Here is a 14,434-nt window from a genome sequence, read left to right on the forward strand (position 1 = left end):
GGGGTTTGGGCGGGGGGGGCGCGGGCGCGGCCCCCCTCACCGCGCGGGCGGGCGCCGCGGGCCCCCGGGACCCCCGAGCCGGCGCCACCTCGGTGTGGGTTCACGTCAGATCTGCGCCCAGACCCGGGCGTTGAGGTCGCGGTACTGCTCCCGCCAGCCGGGCAGCGCCCCGGCCATCTGCTCCGCGAACGCCGGCGGCAGCGCGGCGATCAGCGCGTCCACCACCACCGGGTCCACGTCCTCCTCGGTCCAGGTCGAGACGAGCCACCGCGGCGGCTCACCCGCCCCGGGGCCCCCCTGCCCGGCTCGGCCCGGGCCACCACCGGGGCCGCCCTTGCCCGGACCGGCGCCAGGACCGGCGCCAGGACCGGCGCCGGGACCGCCCTTGCCCTGGCCGCCGGCCAGTTCCTCGGGGCGGATCCGGTCCACCAGCACCGGCACGATGTGCTTCTCCTCCCGGTCCAGGTGCCGGCCCAGCAGCCCGGCGAGCCGCTCGGTGGCGGCCCGCGCCGTGGCGACGGCCTCGGGCGTCGTCAGGTCGGCCATCAGCCGGCCGATCTCCCTGAGCCGCGCGTCCAGTTCCTCGTGCTCCCGCTCGATGCCGTCGAGCGGCTCGGCCAGCTCCGGGGCGCGCGAGAGGGCGAGCGGGAAGAGGCTGGCGTCCTCGTTCTCGCTGTGGTCGGCCAGCACCCACTCGAACAGCCGCCAGCGGTCGTCCAGCAGGGCCGCCTGCGCGGTGTCCCGCGGGTCGAGCGCGGCGAGCGCCCGCGGGAGGCGTTCGGCGTCCCGCCGCAGGGCGTGGTGGACCAGCAGGAAGGACGTGGCGGCGGTGATCCGGCCCTGGTCGTCGAGCTGGAATTCGGTACTCATACCGGTGAACTCCCTTATCGGGTACCGCAGATGGGGACGAGCGAGGGCGACACTAGCGGAGCGCGCCCGGCCTCCGCGGCAACCCGCGGCGACCGGGCGCGCCCGGTGGTGCACTTCGGTGCAGAGGCACTGCGGTGTCAGAGGGTGGTGAGGTAGCGGTCGACCTCCCACCCGCCGACCGCCCGGTGGTACTCGGCGAACTCCTCGTGCTTCGACCGCGCGTAGAAGTCCACGAATTCACCCTCCCCCGCCTTGCCGAAGGCCGCGCGCAGCACCGCGTCCCGGCGGACGGCCTCGGCCGCCTCGGCGAGCGTGGCGGGCAGCGGCGCACCGCTCGACGGCTGCGCCTCGGCCGCCTCCAGGTCGGCCTCGTTCGGCGGGCCCGGGTCCACCGACCGGTCGACGCCGTCCAGGCCGGCCGCCAGCAGCGCGGCCGTCGCCAGGTAGGGGTTCGCCGAGGAGTCGACGCAGCGCGCCTCGACCCGGCCCGGCGCCGGCACCCGCAGCAGCTGGGTGCGGTTGTTGCCGCCGTACGTGGCGTAGGTCGGCGCCCAGCTGGAGCCGGAGGCCGTGTCACCCCTGGCCCCGAGCCGCTTGTAGGAGTTGACGGTCGGGCAGGTGAAACCGACCACCCCCGGGGCGTGCGCCAGGACGCCGCCGATGAACGCGTAGCCGAGCGCCGAGACGCCCAGGCCGCGGGCGTCGCCCTCGTCCAGGAACAGCTCCTCGCCGCCGGTGCCCCACAGGCTCAGGTGCAGGTGCAGGCCACTGCCGGTCAGGTGGCCGAAGGGCTTCGGCATGAAGCTGGCGATCAGCCCGGCGTCCCGCGCCAGCATCTGCACCAGGTACCGGAAGAGCACCACGCGGTCGGCGGTGACCAGGGCGTCGGCGTAGTCGAAGTTGTGCTCGAACTGGCCGTGGGCGTCCTCGTGGTCGTTGGAGTAGTTGCCCCAGCCGAGGCGGCCCAGGGCGCGGCTCACCTCCGCCACGTGGTCCAGCGAGCGGCCCAGGCCGCGGGCGTCGTAGCAGGGCCGGGGTCCGGTGTCCTCCGGGTCGGCGACCGCGATGCCGCCGTCGGCCGTGCGCCGCAGCAGGAAGTACTCCGGTTCGGCGCCGACCTTGAGCACCATGCCCCGCCCGGCGAGCTCGGCGAGCGCCCGGCGCAGGATCACCCGGGGGGCGTAGGGCCAGGGCGCGCCGTTGACGTGCGGGTCGCACTGGACGACGGCGAGCCCGGTCCGCCACGGCAGCACGCTGTAACTGGTGACGTCCGGGACGGCGACCACGTCCGGGTCGGCCGGCGACTGCCCGATCGACCCGACCGCGTGGCCCGCGAACCCGACCCCGTCGGCGAGCAGCCGGGGCACCGCCGCGGCCGGCACCAGCTTGCAGCACGGCCGGCCGTCCACGTTGACGAACATGGCGAGCACGAACTCGATGCCGTCCCGTTCGACGGCCCGTACGAACTCCTCCGCGGAGCGCGGCGGCCGCGCCTGGGCGTGCGTCGGAGCTTCTACACGAGTGGACACGAGATCACCCCTCCGTCAGACGTCCAGCGTGACGCGGTACTCGGCGAGCCACGTGTTGAGGCTGAGCACCATCTCCACGTCCAGCCGGCAGATCCACGCCCACACGCCCGGCTGGTCGGACACCCGCGCCGGGTTCTCGGCGACCGCCAGCGCGGCGGGGACGTCGATCAGCGGCAGCACCGGCGCGGCCGGATCGGCGAGCACCTCGCGCAGTTGGCGGCAGAGCTCGCCGAGGTAGGCGCCGTCCTGGGTGACCGGGTAGGGGCTCTTCTGCCGGTCCAGGACCTTGCGCGGCAGGAGGTCCCCTGCGGCGGCGCGCAGCAGGCTCTTCTCCCGGCCGTCGTGGTTCTTCATCGCCCAGGGGGTGTTGAAGACGTACTGGACGAACTCGTGGTCGCAGTACGGCACCCGCATCTCCAGGGCCGGCCCCATGCCGAGCCGGTCGCTGCGGTCCAGCAGCACCCCGAGCCAGCGGGTCAGGTGCAGGTGGATGACCTCGCGCATCCGGCGCTCGTGCTTCGACTCGCCGGCCAGCACCGGCACTTCGGCGAGCGCCTCGCGGTAGCGCTGGGCGACGTAGCCGCGCAGGTCCAGCTTCTGCAGCAGGCCCTTGTCGAGCAGGCCGAGCCCGAGGCCGGGGTGGGCGGCGTCGTAGACGTGCATGATGCCCATCCACGGGAAGGTGTCGCTGTAGACGACGTCCTCGTTGTGCACCCACGGGAATCCGCCGAACACCTCGTCGGCGGTCTCCCCGGACAGCACCATCGTGGCCCGCTCGCGCACCGCCTTGGAGAGCAGGTACGCCGAGGCGTCCATGTCGCCGAACATCGACGGCATGTCCTGCGCCACGACGCACGCCCGCCGCACGTCCGGGTCGGCGAGCTCCTTGGTGGTCAGCGTGATCTGCTGGTGCACCGTCCCGGCGTACTTGGCCATCGCGTGCGCGAACGGCGCGTCCGAGGTGCCGCGCATCTCGTCGGACCGGAAGCCCTCCGCGCTGGTGAGCAGGAGGGAGAAGCTCTGCAGCGGCGGTTCGCCGTTCTCCTTGGCCCAGCGGGCGGCGAGCGCGGTCAGCACGCTGGAGTCGAGGCCGCCGGAGAGCAGCATGCCGCGCGGCACGTCCGCGACCAGCTGCCGGGCCACCACCTCCTCCAGCTGCTCCCGCACCCGGGTGACCGTGGTCGGCAGGTCGTCGGTGTGCGGTCGGGCCTCCAGGGCCCAGTACGTGCTCTGCGCCGAGCCCTTGCGGCTGAAGCGCAGCACGCTGCCGGGCAGGACCTCCTGGACGCCGGCGTAGATCGACACGCCGGGGGACTTCGTCTGCGCCAGCAGTTCGGCCAGCCCGCCGGCGTCCACCCGGGCGTCCACGGCCGGGTGGGCGAGCAGCGCCTTGGCCTCGGAGCCGAAGACGATGCCGTTCGGCAGCCGCTTGTACAGCAGGGGCTTGATGCCCATCTGGTCGCGGATCAGGAAGAGTTCCTCCCGGCCGCTGTCCCAGATGCCGAACGCGAACATCCCGTTGAAGTGCGTGCCGCAGTCCGGGCCCCACTCCAGGTAGCCGCGGAGCACCACCTCGGTGTCGCACCGGGTCGTGAACCGGTGCCCCTTGGCCTCCAGTTCCGCACGCAGCTCGCGGAAGTTGTAGATCTCGCCGTTGTACGTCACGGCGACGACGGCCCGGCCGTTCTCCTCGGCGGCCATCGGCTGCCCGCCGCCCGGGATGTCGATGACGGCGTTGCGGGTGTGCCCGAAGCCCGCGTGCGGGGCGAACCACACCCCGTCACCGTCGGGCCCGCGGCAGGCCAGGCTGTCCGTCATCGCCCGCACCACCGTGCGCAGCGTGTCCGCGTCCTGCTCGAAGTCGACCCATCCGGCGATCCCGCACATTCCGCTCGCTCCTTCCGGCGACGCCTCCCGGCCGTCCGGCCGGTCTCCGTTTCGCCACCACGACAGGCATGGTGGCCGAGCGCGGTCGAGACGTTCTGAAGACGCACGCCGGGGGGCGGTGCGGCTCGGCGCCGACATGGCCGAAGGCCGCCCCACCAGTGGGTGGGACGGCCTTCGGTCAGGTCAAATACTGGTGCCTGTAGGTCAGTTCTGCGGTGCCACGGTCATCAGCGGGTGGAAGTGGGCGAGTTCGGCGGGCTCGTCCACCGGCGCGCCGTCGGCCTCGATCCAGGCGTGCGCGCGGAACGGCTCGGTGCGCACGCCCGTGCGCCAGGTCGGCCAGCTGCCCCGGGATCGGCACAACAGCGCTGCGGCGATGGATCGTTGGAGGCAGCCCTGGCCTGCGCAGCGCATGCTGAGCGCCACCACGGCCTGCCGGGCGGCCAGCGCCTCGTCCGCGGTGGCCGGGCGGGCGCCGCCGCGCAGCCGCAGCAGGAGGCGGCGGATCCGGGCCGGCGGCATCCGCTCGATCAGCCGGGCCGCCCCGATCGCCGCGAGCGCGACCGGCCGCCGGTGCCACGGCGGTCGGCCGGCGCGCGACGCATAGGCGTGCAAACTCATCCGCTCACCAGCCCGGCCGTGCGCAGGCTGTCCCGCAGCGCGTCGATGTCGGTGTGGACCTGGGCGGCGGTGACGGGGTAGCGCTCGCTGAGGTCGGTGGCGATCTCCTCCGCCGTCCGCCCGTCGAGCAGGGACCGCAGGATGTGCAGCCCGGTGCGGTTCAGCTGGAAGTAGCGGCCGGAGCGCTCGTCCAGTACGACGGCGCCGCTCCCGGTCGGGGTGAGGGTCACATCGGGGCGCAACTCGACGGCCATGCCGACTCCTTGGAGGATCCGATGACAGGTCGGGAAACGGGAACGGGTGCCTCGTGCGCGCGCAGCCAGTGCTCGCACGCGAGTGTGGCGTCGAGCGCCGCGTACGACGTGCCGGGCGGGTAGAGCCCGAGGCACACCCGGCGCAGGGCCTCCGGATCGACGAGGCCGGCCCGGGCGAGCGCGCTGTCCTCGGCGAGGGCGGCGAGTTCGGGGCGGTGGCGGGCCAGGCCCTGGTGGGCGTCGGGGCTGAAGTCGCCCTTGCCGGTCCGGCGCAGGAGCTCCTCCGGGACGTCGGGGGCGACGGCCGCGGTGAGCAGCGGCTTGTAGCCGAACGGCGTTCCGCGCAGGGCGGGTTCGGCGGCCAGGCAGGCGTCGATCACGTGGTCGTCCAGGAACGGCACGGTGTACGGCGTGCCCTCGGCCGCGGTGGCCTCGATCAGCTGGCGCATGGCGGAGGCGCTGTGGCGGACCATGGACAGCACCTGGTGCTGCGCGTGTTCGGGCGCGAGCGGTGCGGCGTCGGCGGCGGGGACCGCCCTCAGCTGCTCGCGGACGAGGTCGGCGGCGTGCGGCGTGATCCAGGGCGCGAGCCGTACTTCCGGCCCCCAGCCGAGGAGTTGGGTGGTCGGCGGCCCGGGGTGGGTGAGCCGGTCGGCGGCGTGGGCGAGCCACGCCGGGTACGGGCGGGGGTCGGCGAGGGCACGCAGCGCCGCCGGCAGTCCCCAGCGCAGCCGGGCCCGGTGGCCGCGCAAGTGCCGTGCGGCGGTGGCTGGTCGGCGAGCGGCGAGGAGGCGCAGGTAGGAGGGCAGCACCTGGAGGACCTCGTCGCCGCCCTCCCCGCTGATCCGGGTCCGGGCGCCGCGCGCGGCGAGCAGCCGGGCGACGGCCTCGTCGCGGGCCCTGGTGCGGGTCCAGGGGAACGGCTCGTCGCCCTGCGGCCCGGGGGCGTCGACGGCGGCGAACATCGCGGGCAGGCCGTCGGGCGACAGGACGAGCCGCTCACCGGGGAGGTGGCGGGCGGCGCGGGCGGCCCACGCGGCGTCGTCGTGGTGCGGGTCGGTCGAGCCGAGGGTGACGGTGAGCAGTTCGGCGGGGCCGCGGGCGGCGAGGAAGCACAGCGGGGTCGAGTCGAGCCCGCCGGACAGGTCGGCGGCGACGAGGCCGCCGGCGCGCGTGCGGGCGCCGACGGCCCGGCGCAGCGCGACGCCGAGCGCGGTCGCGGCTTCCGCCTGCGGCCGGTCCGGGGTGGGCGGCTGCCAGTGGGCGAGCGTGCGGGCGGGGCGGTCGGGGGCGAGGAGCGCCGCGTGATGCGGGGGCACCGGGGTGACGCCGGGCCACAGGGGCAGCCCGTCGAGGGGGTGCGGCAGTGGGTGGGCGAGCCGCAGGGCGAGCCGGTCGAGGGAGGGTGTGCGGCGGGTGAGCGCCGCGAGGGTGTCGGCCCGGTCGGCCAGGACGGGCACGCCGTCGAGTTCGGCGAGGTGCAGCCGGCGCAGCCCGGACAGCGAGCCGCGGGCGACGACCGTGCCGTGCACGGTGGCGAGGAGGTGGAAGCTGCCCGCGAGGTCCCGCGCGAGGGCGAGCACGTCGTAGGGGTCGCGGATCCGCCCGGCGCTGCGGAGCAGCTCTTCCTCGTCGGTGTCGGCGGCGCCGAACACCGCCAGGCCCACCGGCCCGGCCTGCGCGACCACCGGCTCCTCGCCGGCCGGCCACGCGCCGATGATCCAGGGGCGTCCGCCGGGGTGGAGCAGGGCACGGCGCTCGGCCGTGCCCTGCCCCGCGGCCACCGCGGACGCGGCTTCGTTGTCCGGCAGGACCACGAACCAGGTCCGCCGGTGACCGCTCACTGGACGGCCCCTCAGATGAGGAAGAAGCCGTGGCCGTCGAAGAGGTCGCCGATCAGGAAGCCCTGGGTGAGGGTGGCGAACTCGCCGAGCTCGATCAGCATCGGGGTCTCGTAGACGTCGGACATGACGGTTTCCTCTCGTTCAACTGCACGGGGACTTGGACGGGAGTGCTTGCCGGCGGTGACCACTTTCCCGGCCCGGCACGGCCCCGGGCAACCGGTTCCGACCCCTTCGACCGAAATATGGTCACGGTGGGTGACGATCCGGTTTCTAAGAAACGTTTCTGCGCTGCGACGCCTGTGATCGCACGTGCCGGGGGACTATTCCCCGGGTCCCTTCCGTCCCGGCTCTTCCAGGCCTCCGTGCACGGACCGTGGACCCGCTCCCGCTCCCGTTCCCGGCCGCGGCCGCTGATCCACGCCGGGATTCGGCCGCACCGAAGCGAACGGGGGCGCGGAACGCGCGCACCACCCGACGCACCCACCTCCGGCGCACGCACGGTCGGTACGGCCCCCCTGGCCCGGCGGGCCCACAAGTGCTCCCCGCGCCCCGCGTCAGCAACGCATCAGGGCGGCGCCAGCAAGGCGTCAAACCCGGATCGCGGGCCGCTGCGCCGGTGCAGGCTGTCGGGTACCTGCAGGTCCGCAGGTCGTTCCGGAGGTGATCCGCATGTCCGTCATCGCTGCGTTCCACTCCGCGGTCCCCGCCGCCGGCCGACGGGGGCGCGGGCTGCGCGCCGCGCTCTCCGCGGCGGTCGAGCGCCTGGCCGCGAGCCCGCTCGACAGCACCGTCCTCCAGGCCATGGGCAAGGAGTCCGCGTCGGCGCGGCGGGCCGCATTGCGCGCCCAGTGGCACCCCGTCACCACCGCCGAGGGGACGACCCGTCTCGAAGCCACCTGGCGCACCGCGCGCTGACCGGGGCCGCCGGCACCCCGATCACGGGGAATCCAGCCACGGGGAATCCGGTCGCCAACTGTTCACGAGCCGGTCAGGAAACTTGTAGAGACAAGTGTGCCGAGCCACCGGGATCGTATGGACGCCCGGCCGCGCCGCCGGGGCCCTCGACCCCACACGGAGAGTCCACCCGCATGATTCCTGTGTCCGGCTCACGACCGTCCCGCCTCCCCGCCGCCCTCACGGCAGCGGGCCTCGCCCTCGCCCTCGCCGTCCCGGCCGCGCTCGCCACCCCGAGCGCGAGCGCGGCCACCACGACGGCCACCACAAGCGCCACCACGAGCGCCAACCTGCTGCTCAACGGCAACGCCGAGACCGGCCAGTGCAGCCCCGGCGGCTGGGAGGAGACCACCCTCCCCGGCTGGCGGATCACCGCCGGCGACCCGGTCATCGACTGCTACGGCATGCCGTCCGGCGCCGCCGCCGGCTCCCCCGGCTCGCCGACCCGCGGCACGTCCTACTTCCAGGGCGGCTCCCGCGGCAGCTCCCAGATGACGCAGACGGTCGACGTGTCCCCGGCCGCCACCGCCGTCGACGGCGGTTCGGTGTCCGCCACGCTCAGCGGCTGGCTCGGCGGCGTCGGCTCGTACGACGACAACGCCAAGGCCACCGCGACCTACCTGAACGCCGCCGGCGCCTCCCTCGGCAGCTCGGCGATCGGCCCGGTGCTGGCCGCCGACCGCGGCAGCGCCACCGGCATGGTCCGGCGCAGCACCACCGGCGCCCTCCCCGCCGGCACCCGTTCGATCAAGGTCACCATCGACTTCTCGATGACGGGCACCCAGAACGACGGCATGGCCGACGACCTGTCGCTGACCCTCGACACCGCCGTCACCCCCGGCACGCTGAGCGTCCCCGCCTCGGCCGTGCCCGGCTACGACCACGTGTTCCTGATCATGATGGAGAACACGAACTACTCGGCCGCGTCCAACACCGCCACCGGCAGCCCGGGCATCGTCGGCAACACCACCGACGCGCCGTACATCAACAACACGCTGATCCCCATGGGCTCGCTGCTCACCGACTACCACGCGGGCACCCACAACTCGGACCCGAACTACGAGCAGGTCGCGTTCGGCAACAGCTACGGGCGCAGCGCCAAGGCGCCCGGCGGCAACAACAGCAACTGCATCACCAGCGCGGCCTGCGCGGCCACCAACGACGGCCTCGGCGACAAGCTCGACCAGGCCGGCAAGACCTGGGCGGAGAGCGTCTACGGGCAGACCAGCGCCTGCCAGACCACCTCCAGCGGCAACTACGAGAACGACGACGTGCCGTTCTACTACGCCCCGCGGATGAGGAACGACAACGCCTACTGCCGGGCGCACTGGCCCGCGTGGAGCGACTACACGAACGCGCTGAAGTCCGCGTCGACGACCCCGAACTTCACCTGGTTCGCGGCCGGGGCGTGCAGCGACTTCGAGTTCTGCTCGATCTCCTCCGGCGACACCTGGCTGAAGAACAACCTGCCGCTCATCTTCGACTCGCCGGCCTGGAAGAACGACCGCTCGCTGCTGATCGTCACCGTCGACGAGGACGGCAAGTCGTCGCCCGGCGGCTTCGGCCCCGGCCAGACGAACCAGGTGATGACGGTCGCCGTCGGCTCGCAGAACACCGTCAAGGCGGGCTACCGGGCGACGAACCGCTACGACCACTACAGCACCGCCCGGGTGGTCCGGGACGCGCTCGGCCTGCCGGCGATGACGAACAACGACGCCTGGGCCACCCCGTACGACGAGGTGTTCACCGGCACCGGGAGCCCCGCGCCCGCCCCCGCCCTCACCAACGGCGGGTTCGAGACCGGGGACCTCTCGGGCTGGACGACGGCCGGCTCCGCCGCCGTCACCCCGGCCGCCGCCCGCACCGGCGGCTACGGCGCGGTGCTCGGCTCCACGAGCCCGAGCGCCGCGTCCACCGCCGCCCAGACCTTCACCGCGCCGGCCGGCAGCTCCACGCTCTCCTTCTGGTACGACGTGACCTGCCCGGACACCGTCGACTACGACTGGGCGAACGCCACGCTGCAGGACGTCACCACCGGCACGAGCACCACCGTGCTGGCCAACACCTGTACCAGCGGCCTGGGTTGGCAGAACGCCACGACCCCGGTCACGGCCGGCCACAGCTACACCCTGACGCTCACCAACCAGGACGACGGCGCCGCCGGCGACCCGACGTACACCTACGTCGACGACGTCACGGTCTCCTGACGCCACCGTGCGGGGCCCGCGCCGCCGGGCCCCGCACCCGCGCGCGTCACGGCCAGCCGGGCGGCCGCGACGTCTCGGTGGCCCTGGCCGCGACGATCGACTCGCAGGCCCGCCGGACCTCCGTCGCCACCCAGCCGGACGGCAGCGGCCCCTGCGCCCGCAGCGCGGCCGCCTGCCGCTGGAGCTCCCGGAGCGCGCTGCCCTGGGCGTTGGACAGCCCCATCTCCTGGTAGTCGCCCAGGTCCTTGCCCCCGTCGACGGCCATCTGGAGCCAGGGCGTGATGCTCAGGACACAGTCCTGAAAGACGCCGCCGGGCGGCGTCGTCGGCAGTTCGGCCGGGGGCGGCGCCGGTGCCGCACCCGGCCCGCCGCACGCCACCACCGCGGCCAGCCCCGCCAGTTCGGCCATCACGACCGCGAACCATCTCCGCATGCCCGCATTGTGACGCCGGTCCCCGGGCCGCACCAGGGATCGGACGGCACCATGACCGGGCAGCACCAAAAAAGCGCCGCAGGACCTGTCCTGACAAGTCCTGCGGCGCGGGCCTCGGGTCAGCCCGTGGCGGCGAGCGTGCCGTCGAAGGTCGCGGCGGCGAGGCCGAAGGAGAGCGTCATGCCGATGCCCGAGGTGACGGACAGCACCCGTACGCCCGGCGCGAGGTCGCGCACCAGCAGCGGGCCGCGGTCGCTGCTGGCGTAGACGCCCTGCCAGCGCTCCAGGACCCGCAGCCGCTCGACCCCGAGGACGCCGGCGACCGCGCCGGTCAGCAGCTCGAAGGTGTGCTCGTCGATGAACGGCGGCGTGGTGGCGTCGTAGTGGTGCGAGTCGCCGACGAGCACCGAGCCGTCGGGCAGCCGCGTGAACATCACGTTGGCGCCGATCCCCAGCAGCTCCGGGCTGTGGCCGACGACCTCCTCGCGCAGCCGGGCCGCGGACGGCTGGGCGGTGAACGCGTCGTAGCGCAGCATCGAGGTGGCGGTCAGCACCGCCGAGTCGGTGCGGAACCCCTCCGGGGCGACGGCCCGCGCCATCGTCAGCCGGCAGCGCCGGACCTCGTGCTCCTCGGCGAGGTCCGGGAACAGGTAGTCCACGTCGTGGCCGACGCACACCAGGATCCGCTCGCCGTGGACCGGGCCGCGCGTGGTGTGCACCGTGCCGGACTCGACGCCGGTGACGGCGGTGCCCCACAGGATGCGGGCGCCGGGCTGCCGCTCGATCCAGCGGGCGAGCGCGGGCGTCGCCTCGCGCGGGTTGACCCGCAGGTCGTCGGGCAGGAACGCGCCGCCCACGAGGTCCCCGGCCGCGCCGGGCGCCCGCCCGAGCGCCTGCGCCGTCTCGGCGGCGGTGCGCAGCACGACGCCCCGGCCGCCGCGCTCGGCGTGCAGTTCCTCCAGCACGGCCGCCTCGGTGGCCGAGCGGGCGACCACGAGGGCGCCGGCCTCGGCGGCCCAGAACCCGGCGGCCTGCGCGGCGCGCAGCCAGCCGGCCCGGGAGCGCCGGGCGAGGCCGAGCAGGTCGCCCTCCTGGGCGCTGATGCAGCAGTGGCCGAAGTTGCGGACCGAAGCGCCGACGGGCTGCCGGTCGCGCTCGACGACGGTGACGGAGAGCCCGTTGGCGAGCGCCTCGAAGGCGTGGGCGAGGCCGACGATGCCGGCGCCGACGATCACGAGGTCGCTGCGCCCGGGCGCGGGCGAGCGGGTGACGGCGGGGGCGGTGGCGGGTGCAGTGCTGCTCATGGCCCCAGGTTCCGGGTTCGCCGACGCCTACGTCAAGAGATGTCTGTACAAGTTACCCTCTGTTCACCTGCTCGACGATCACCGGGAACACCGGGCCACCCGGGGAAACCGCCAGGTGGAACGGCCTTGAGAAGCCACGCCCGGAAGTGTCATAGTCGTCTTGTGAAGACAAGTGACCGTCCGCTGGACCGGGCTCCCGAGGACGTCCCGCTGCACCAGCGGCTCGGCGTCGAGTTCCAGCGCCGCATCGACTCCGGCGAGTGGCCCGAGGGCCGCCCGGTGCCCAGCGAGTCGCAGCTGTGCGCCGAGTTCGGCACCTCCCGGGGCCCGGTGCGCCAGGCCCTGGCCCTGCTGCGCCGCGAGGGCAGCCTGGTCGGCGGCCGGGGCAAGCCGCCGGTCGCCCGACGCGCGGCCCCCTCCCAGCCCTTCGCCACCTTCCTGTCGTTCACCCAGTGGGCCCGCGGCATCGGCCGCGAGCCCGGGCAGACGACGATCGAGGTGGCCCGCCGCCGGGCCTCCCCCGACTCGGCGGCCCGGCTCGGCATCGCCGAGGGCGCGCCGGTCGTCGAGCTCGTCCGGCTGCGGCTGCTGGACGGCGTCCCGGCCATGCTGGAACGCTCGACCTTCGTCCACGAGGTCGGCCGCGCCCTGTTCGACTTCGACCCGGACACCGGCTCCATCTACGAGGAGCTGCTGCGCCGCGAGGTCGACCTCCACCACGCCCGGCACACCATCGACGCCGTCGCGGCCTCCCCCGAGGACGCCGAGCACCTGGACATCGGCATCGGCGACCCGCTGCTGCGCGTGCGCCGGCTGACCACGTCGAGCCGGGGCGAGCCGCTGGAGGACGCCGACGACCGCTACCTCCCCGCCATGGCCACCTTCACCATCGAGAACACCGTCGAAGGCCGCACCACCATCGGCCGCTACCGCACCGAAGAGGACTGATTCACCGTGATCGAGCTCGCCGCTCTGGACATGGCCGGCACCACCGTCAACGAGTCGGGCGCCGTGTACCGGGCGCTGCGCACCGCCGTCGAGCGCACCGGCGTGCCGGTCTCCGACGAGGACCTGCAGACCTGGATGGGCACCGACAAGCGCGAGGCCATCGCCGCCCTGGTCCGCCTCGGCGGCGGCACCCCCACGCCGGAACTCGTCGAGGAGGGCTACGAGGCCTTCGCCGCGTTCCTGCGCGAGGCCTACCGGGCCACGCCGCCGCAGGCCATCGAGGGCGTCGAGGAGGCGCTCGCCGAGCTGCGCCGCCGCGGCATCAAGGTCGCCCTGACCACCGGCTTCAGCGCCGACGTGGCCTACCCGCTGCTGGAGTCGCTCGGCTGGTCCGCCGGCGAGGGCGGCAACCTGGACGCCGTCGTCACCTCGGACGAGGTCCCGCGCGGCCGCCCGGCCCCGCACATGATCCACCGGGCGATGGAGAAGACCGGCGTCATCGACACCCGCCGCGTCCTGGCCGCCGGCGACACCATCGTCGACGTCGAGGCGGGCACCAACGCCGGGGCCGGGGTCGTCGTCGGGGTCCTCACCGGCGAGCTCCCGCGCGCCGCCTTCGCCGGCCACCCGCACGCCCGCGTCCTCGCCAGCGCCGCCGAGCTGCCGACCCTCCCGGAAACCCTTCCGCAGGCCCGTCCCGCGGACCTCCCCGCCGTCTGACGCCGCACCAAGGGCCGTTCGCACACACCCCCTCCGACCAGGGATTTCTCCTCCGCTACAGCCGTTCGCACGTTCTGTGCGGATTGTGCAACAGAGGCCCGGAAAGCTGTCCCGCGCCCGTTTCCCGTCCCTAGGATCGTGCCCGCCAACGCACCATCAGATGGGGACGAAACACACATGAGCAACGAGTTCGGCGGCCTGCTCGGCATCGCGCAGGAGCTGTTCGGTGACGAGCAGCGCCAGGGCCAGGGCGAGCACCACGACAACTTCCTGATGGACCTCGGGCAGAAGCTCATGAACGGCCACCAGCCGGTGCCCGAGGGCGTCGTCTACGACATCGACGAGAAGTTCTTCTCGCCCACCCACGACTTCTGGATCAAGCGCGGCGGCGAGCGCGCCTTCCAGGTCGACGAGAAGATGTTCAGCTTCAGCGGCGCGATCGCGATGCAGGACTCCGAGGGCAACGAGCTCTACCGGATCTCCGAGAAGATCATGACGCTGCGCGACATCCGCTACATCAAGCGCGGCGAGCAGACCATCGCGACGGTGAAGAAGGCGCTCTTCTCGCCGCTGGTCTACAAGTTCACGGTGACCTTCGAGAACGGCGCGGAGATCCACGTCACCGGCAACATCACCGACCACCAGTACGCCATCACCTACGGCGAGCAGGAGATCGCGCACATCTCCCGCGAGTGGTCGCTGCTGAGCGAGCACTACTCGGTCAAGATCGTCCCCGGCCAGGACGACGCCCTCATCCTCACCATCGCCGCCTGCGCCGAGGCGATGGTCCTGGACGACTGAGTCCCCACCGCCCGGGCCGTGAGCGCCCGGGCGACGCACCCCCGCAGGGGCCGTCCCGACCG

The 14,434-nt window shown here is 73.9% G+C and carries 14 protein-coding genes; 5 read left to right on the forward strand and 9 right to left on the reverse strand.

The window, feature by feature from the left end; translation table 11 throughout:
- Nucleotides 1-105: 105 nt before the first annotated feature.
- The 7 genes from ACFXDE_RS25420 to ACFXDE_RS25450 all read right to left on the reverse strand — a co-directional run bounded on the left by ACFXDE_RS25420 (nucleotide 106) and on the right by ACFXDE_RS25450 (nucleotide 7,130).
- On the reverse strand, nucleotides 106-870 hold the full coding sequence (locus ACFXDE_RS25420) for a hemerythrin domain-containing protein (RefSeq protein ID WP_380497061.1): 765 nt from the start codon (nucleotides 868-870) through the stop codon (nucleotides 106-108).
- A gap of 137 nt (nucleotides 871-1,007) precedes the next feature.
- Entirely contained in the window at nucleotides 1,008-2,399 is a 1,392-nt protein-coding gene (glnT, locus tag ACFXDE_RS25425) for a type III glutamate--ammonia ligase (protein WP_380497062.1), read from the reverse strand.
- Nucleotides 2,400-2,414: 15 nt separating this feature from the next.
- Complete coding sequence (gene asnB / locus ACFXDE_RS25430; RefSeq protein ID WP_380445927.1) at nucleotides 2,415-4,286, reverse strand: asparagine synthase (glutamine-hydrolyzing); 1,872 nt, start codon at nucleotides 4,284-4,286, stop codon at nucleotides 2,415-2,417.
- A 204-nt stretch (nucleotides 4,287-4,490) separates the two neighbouring features.
- A complete protein-coding gene (locus ACFXDE_RS25435) occupies nucleotides 4,491-4,907 on the reverse strand; it encodes a lasso peptide biosynthesis B2 protein (protein ID WP_380497063.1) in 417 nt (138 codons plus the stop codon).
- The gene (locus ACFXDE_RS25440) at nucleotides 4,904-5,161 is read right to left on the reverse strand and encodes a lasso peptide biosynthesis PqqD family chaperone (protein ID WP_380497064.1); all 258 of its coding nucleotides are present in this window, start codon (nucleotides 5,159-5,161) and stop codon (nucleotides 4,904-4,906) included. The genes ACFXDE_RS25435 and ACFXDE_RS25440 overlap by 4 nt, the downstream gene beginning before the upstream one ends.
- Nucleotides 5,134-7,005: an asparagine synthase-related protein gene (locus tag ACFXDE_RS25445; protein WP_380497065.1), complete on the reverse strand. Its 1,872-nt coding sequence runs from the start codon at nucleotides 7,003-7,005 to the stop codon at nucleotides 5,134-5,136. Before ACFXDE_RS25445 ends, ACFXDE_RS25440 begins: the two co-directional genes overlap by 28 nt.
- Nucleotides 7,006-7,016: 11 nt before the next feature.
- Nucleotides 7,017-7,130, reverse strand: coding sequence for a lasso RiPP family leader peptide-containing protein (locus ACFXDE_RS25450; protein ID WP_380497066.1), 114 nt, complete (start codon nucleotides 7,128-7,130; stop codon nucleotides 7,017-7,019).
- A gap of 544 nt (nucleotides 7,131-7,674) precedes the next feature.
- Here ACFXDE_RS25450 and ACFXDE_RS25455 point away from each other — a divergent pair.
- Both ACFXDE_RS25455 and ACFXDE_RS25460 read left to right on the forward strand, forming a co-directional pair.
- Nucleotides 7,675-7,920 (forward strand): hypothetical protein, encoded by a 246-nt coding sequence (locus ACFXDE_RS25455; RefSeq protein WP_380497067.1) that lies wholly within the window; start codon nucleotides 7,675-7,677, stop codon nucleotides 7,918-7,920.
- A 173-nt stretch (nucleotides 7,921-8,093) separates the two neighbouring features.
- On the forward strand, nucleotides 8,094-10,166 hold the full coding sequence (locus ACFXDE_RS25460; RefSeq protein WP_380497068.1) for an alkaline phosphatase family protein: 2,073 nt from the start codon (nucleotides 8,094-8,096) through the stop codon (nucleotides 10,164-10,166).
- Nucleotides 10,167-10,212: 46 nt separating this feature from the next.
- Here the strand turns inward: ACFXDE_RS25460 and ACFXDE_RS25465 are convergent, their stop codons facing one another.
- The gene (locus ACFXDE_RS25465) at nucleotides 10,213-10,599 is read right to left on the reverse strand and encodes a hypothetical protein (RefSeq protein ID WP_380445924.1); all 387 of its coding nucleotides are present in this window, start codon (nucleotides 10,597-10,599) and stop codon (nucleotides 10,213-10,215) included.
- A gap of 119 nt (nucleotides 10,600-10,718) precedes the next feature.
- Nucleotides 10,719-11,903, reverse strand: coding sequence for a TIGR03364 family FAD-dependent oxidoreductase (locus ACFXDE_RS25470; RefSeq protein ID WP_380497069.1), 1,185 nt, complete (start codon nucleotides 11,901-11,903; stop codon nucleotides 10,719-10,721).
- Nucleotides 11,904-12,065: 162 nt separating this feature from the next.
- Here ACFXDE_RS25470 and ACFXDE_RS25475 point away from each other — a divergent pair, with 162 nt between their 5' ends.
- The 3 genes from ACFXDE_RS25475 to ACFXDE_RS25485 all read left to right on the forward strand — a co-directional run bounded on the left by ACFXDE_RS25475 (nucleotide 12,066) and on the right by ACFXDE_RS25485 (nucleotide 14,372).
- The gene (locus ACFXDE_RS25475; protein ID WP_380445922.1) at nucleotides 12,066-12,851 is read left to right on the forward strand and encodes a GntR family transcriptional regulator; all 786 of its coding nucleotides are present in this window, start codon (nucleotides 12,066-12,068) and stop codon (nucleotides 12,849-12,851) included.
- 6 nt (nucleotides 12,852-12,857) lie between these two features.
- The gene (locus ACFXDE_RS25480) at nucleotides 12,858-13,571 is read left to right on the forward strand and encodes a phosphonatase-like hydrolase (protein ID WP_380445921.1); all 714 of its coding nucleotides are present in this window, start codon (nucleotides 12,858-12,860) and stop codon (nucleotides 13,569-13,571) included.
- A 177-nt stretch (nucleotides 13,572-13,748) separates the two neighbouring features.
- Nucleotides 13,749-14,372 (forward strand): LURP-one-related/scramblase family protein, encoded by a 624-nt coding sequence (locus tag ACFXDE_RS25485; RefSeq protein WP_380445920.1) that lies wholly within the window; start codon nucleotides 13,749-13,751, stop codon nucleotides 14,370-14,372.
- The last annotated feature ends 62 nt before the right edge of the window (nucleotides 14,373-14,434 follow it).

It is taken from the genome of Kitasatospora sp. NPDC059408, assembly GCF_042751525.1.
Lineage (GTDB): Bacteria > Actinomycetota > Actinomycetes > Streptomycetales > Streptomycetaceae > Kitasatospora.

What these genes read in the sequence shown, in the direction of transcription:
- ACFXDE_RS25420 (WP_380497061.1), bottom strand. Translation starts at nt 870, where the DNA reads ATGAGTACCGAATTCCAGCTCGACGACCAGGGCCGGATCACCGCCGCC.
- asnB (WP_380445927.1), bottom strand. Translation starts at nt 4,286, where the DNA reads ATGTGCGGGATCGCCGGATGGGTCGACTTCGAGCAGGACGCGGACACG.
- ACFXDE_RS25435 (WP_380497063.1), bottom strand. Translation starts at nt 4,907, where the DNA reads ATGAGTTTGCACGCCTATGCGTCGCGCGCCGGCCGACCGCCGTGGCAC.
- ACFXDE_RS25440 (WP_380497064.1), bottom strand. Translation starts at nt 5,161, where the DNA reads ATGGCCGTCGAGTTGCGCCCCGATGTGACCCTCACCCCGACCGGGAGC.
- ACFXDE_RS25450 (WP_380497066.1), bottom strand. Translation starts at nt 7,130, where the DNA reads ATGTCCGACGTCTACGAGACCCCGATGCTGATCGAGCTCGGCGAGTTC.
- ACFXDE_RS25455 (WP_380497067.1), top strand. Translation starts at nt 7,675, where the DNA reads ATGTCCGTCATCGCTGCGTTCCACTCCGCGGTCCCCGCCGCCGGCCGA.
- ACFXDE_RS25460 (WP_380497068.1), top strand. Translation starts at nt 8,094, where the DNA reads ATGATTCCTGTGTCCGGCTCACGACCGTCCCGCCTCCCCGCCGCCCTC.
- ACFXDE_RS25465 (WP_380445924.1), bottom strand. Translation starts at nt 10,599, where the DNA reads ATGCGGAGATGGTTCGCGGTCGTGATGGCCGAACTGGCGGGGCTGGCC.
- ACFXDE_RS25470 (WP_380497069.1), bottom strand. Translation starts at nt 11,903, where the DNA reads ATGAGCAGCACTGCACCCGCCACCGCCCCCGCCGTCACCCGCTCGCCC.
- ACFXDE_RS25485 (WP_380445920.1), top strand. Translation starts at nt 13,749, where the DNA reads ATGAGCAACGAGTTCGGCGGCCTGCTCGGCATCGCGCAGGAGCTGTTC.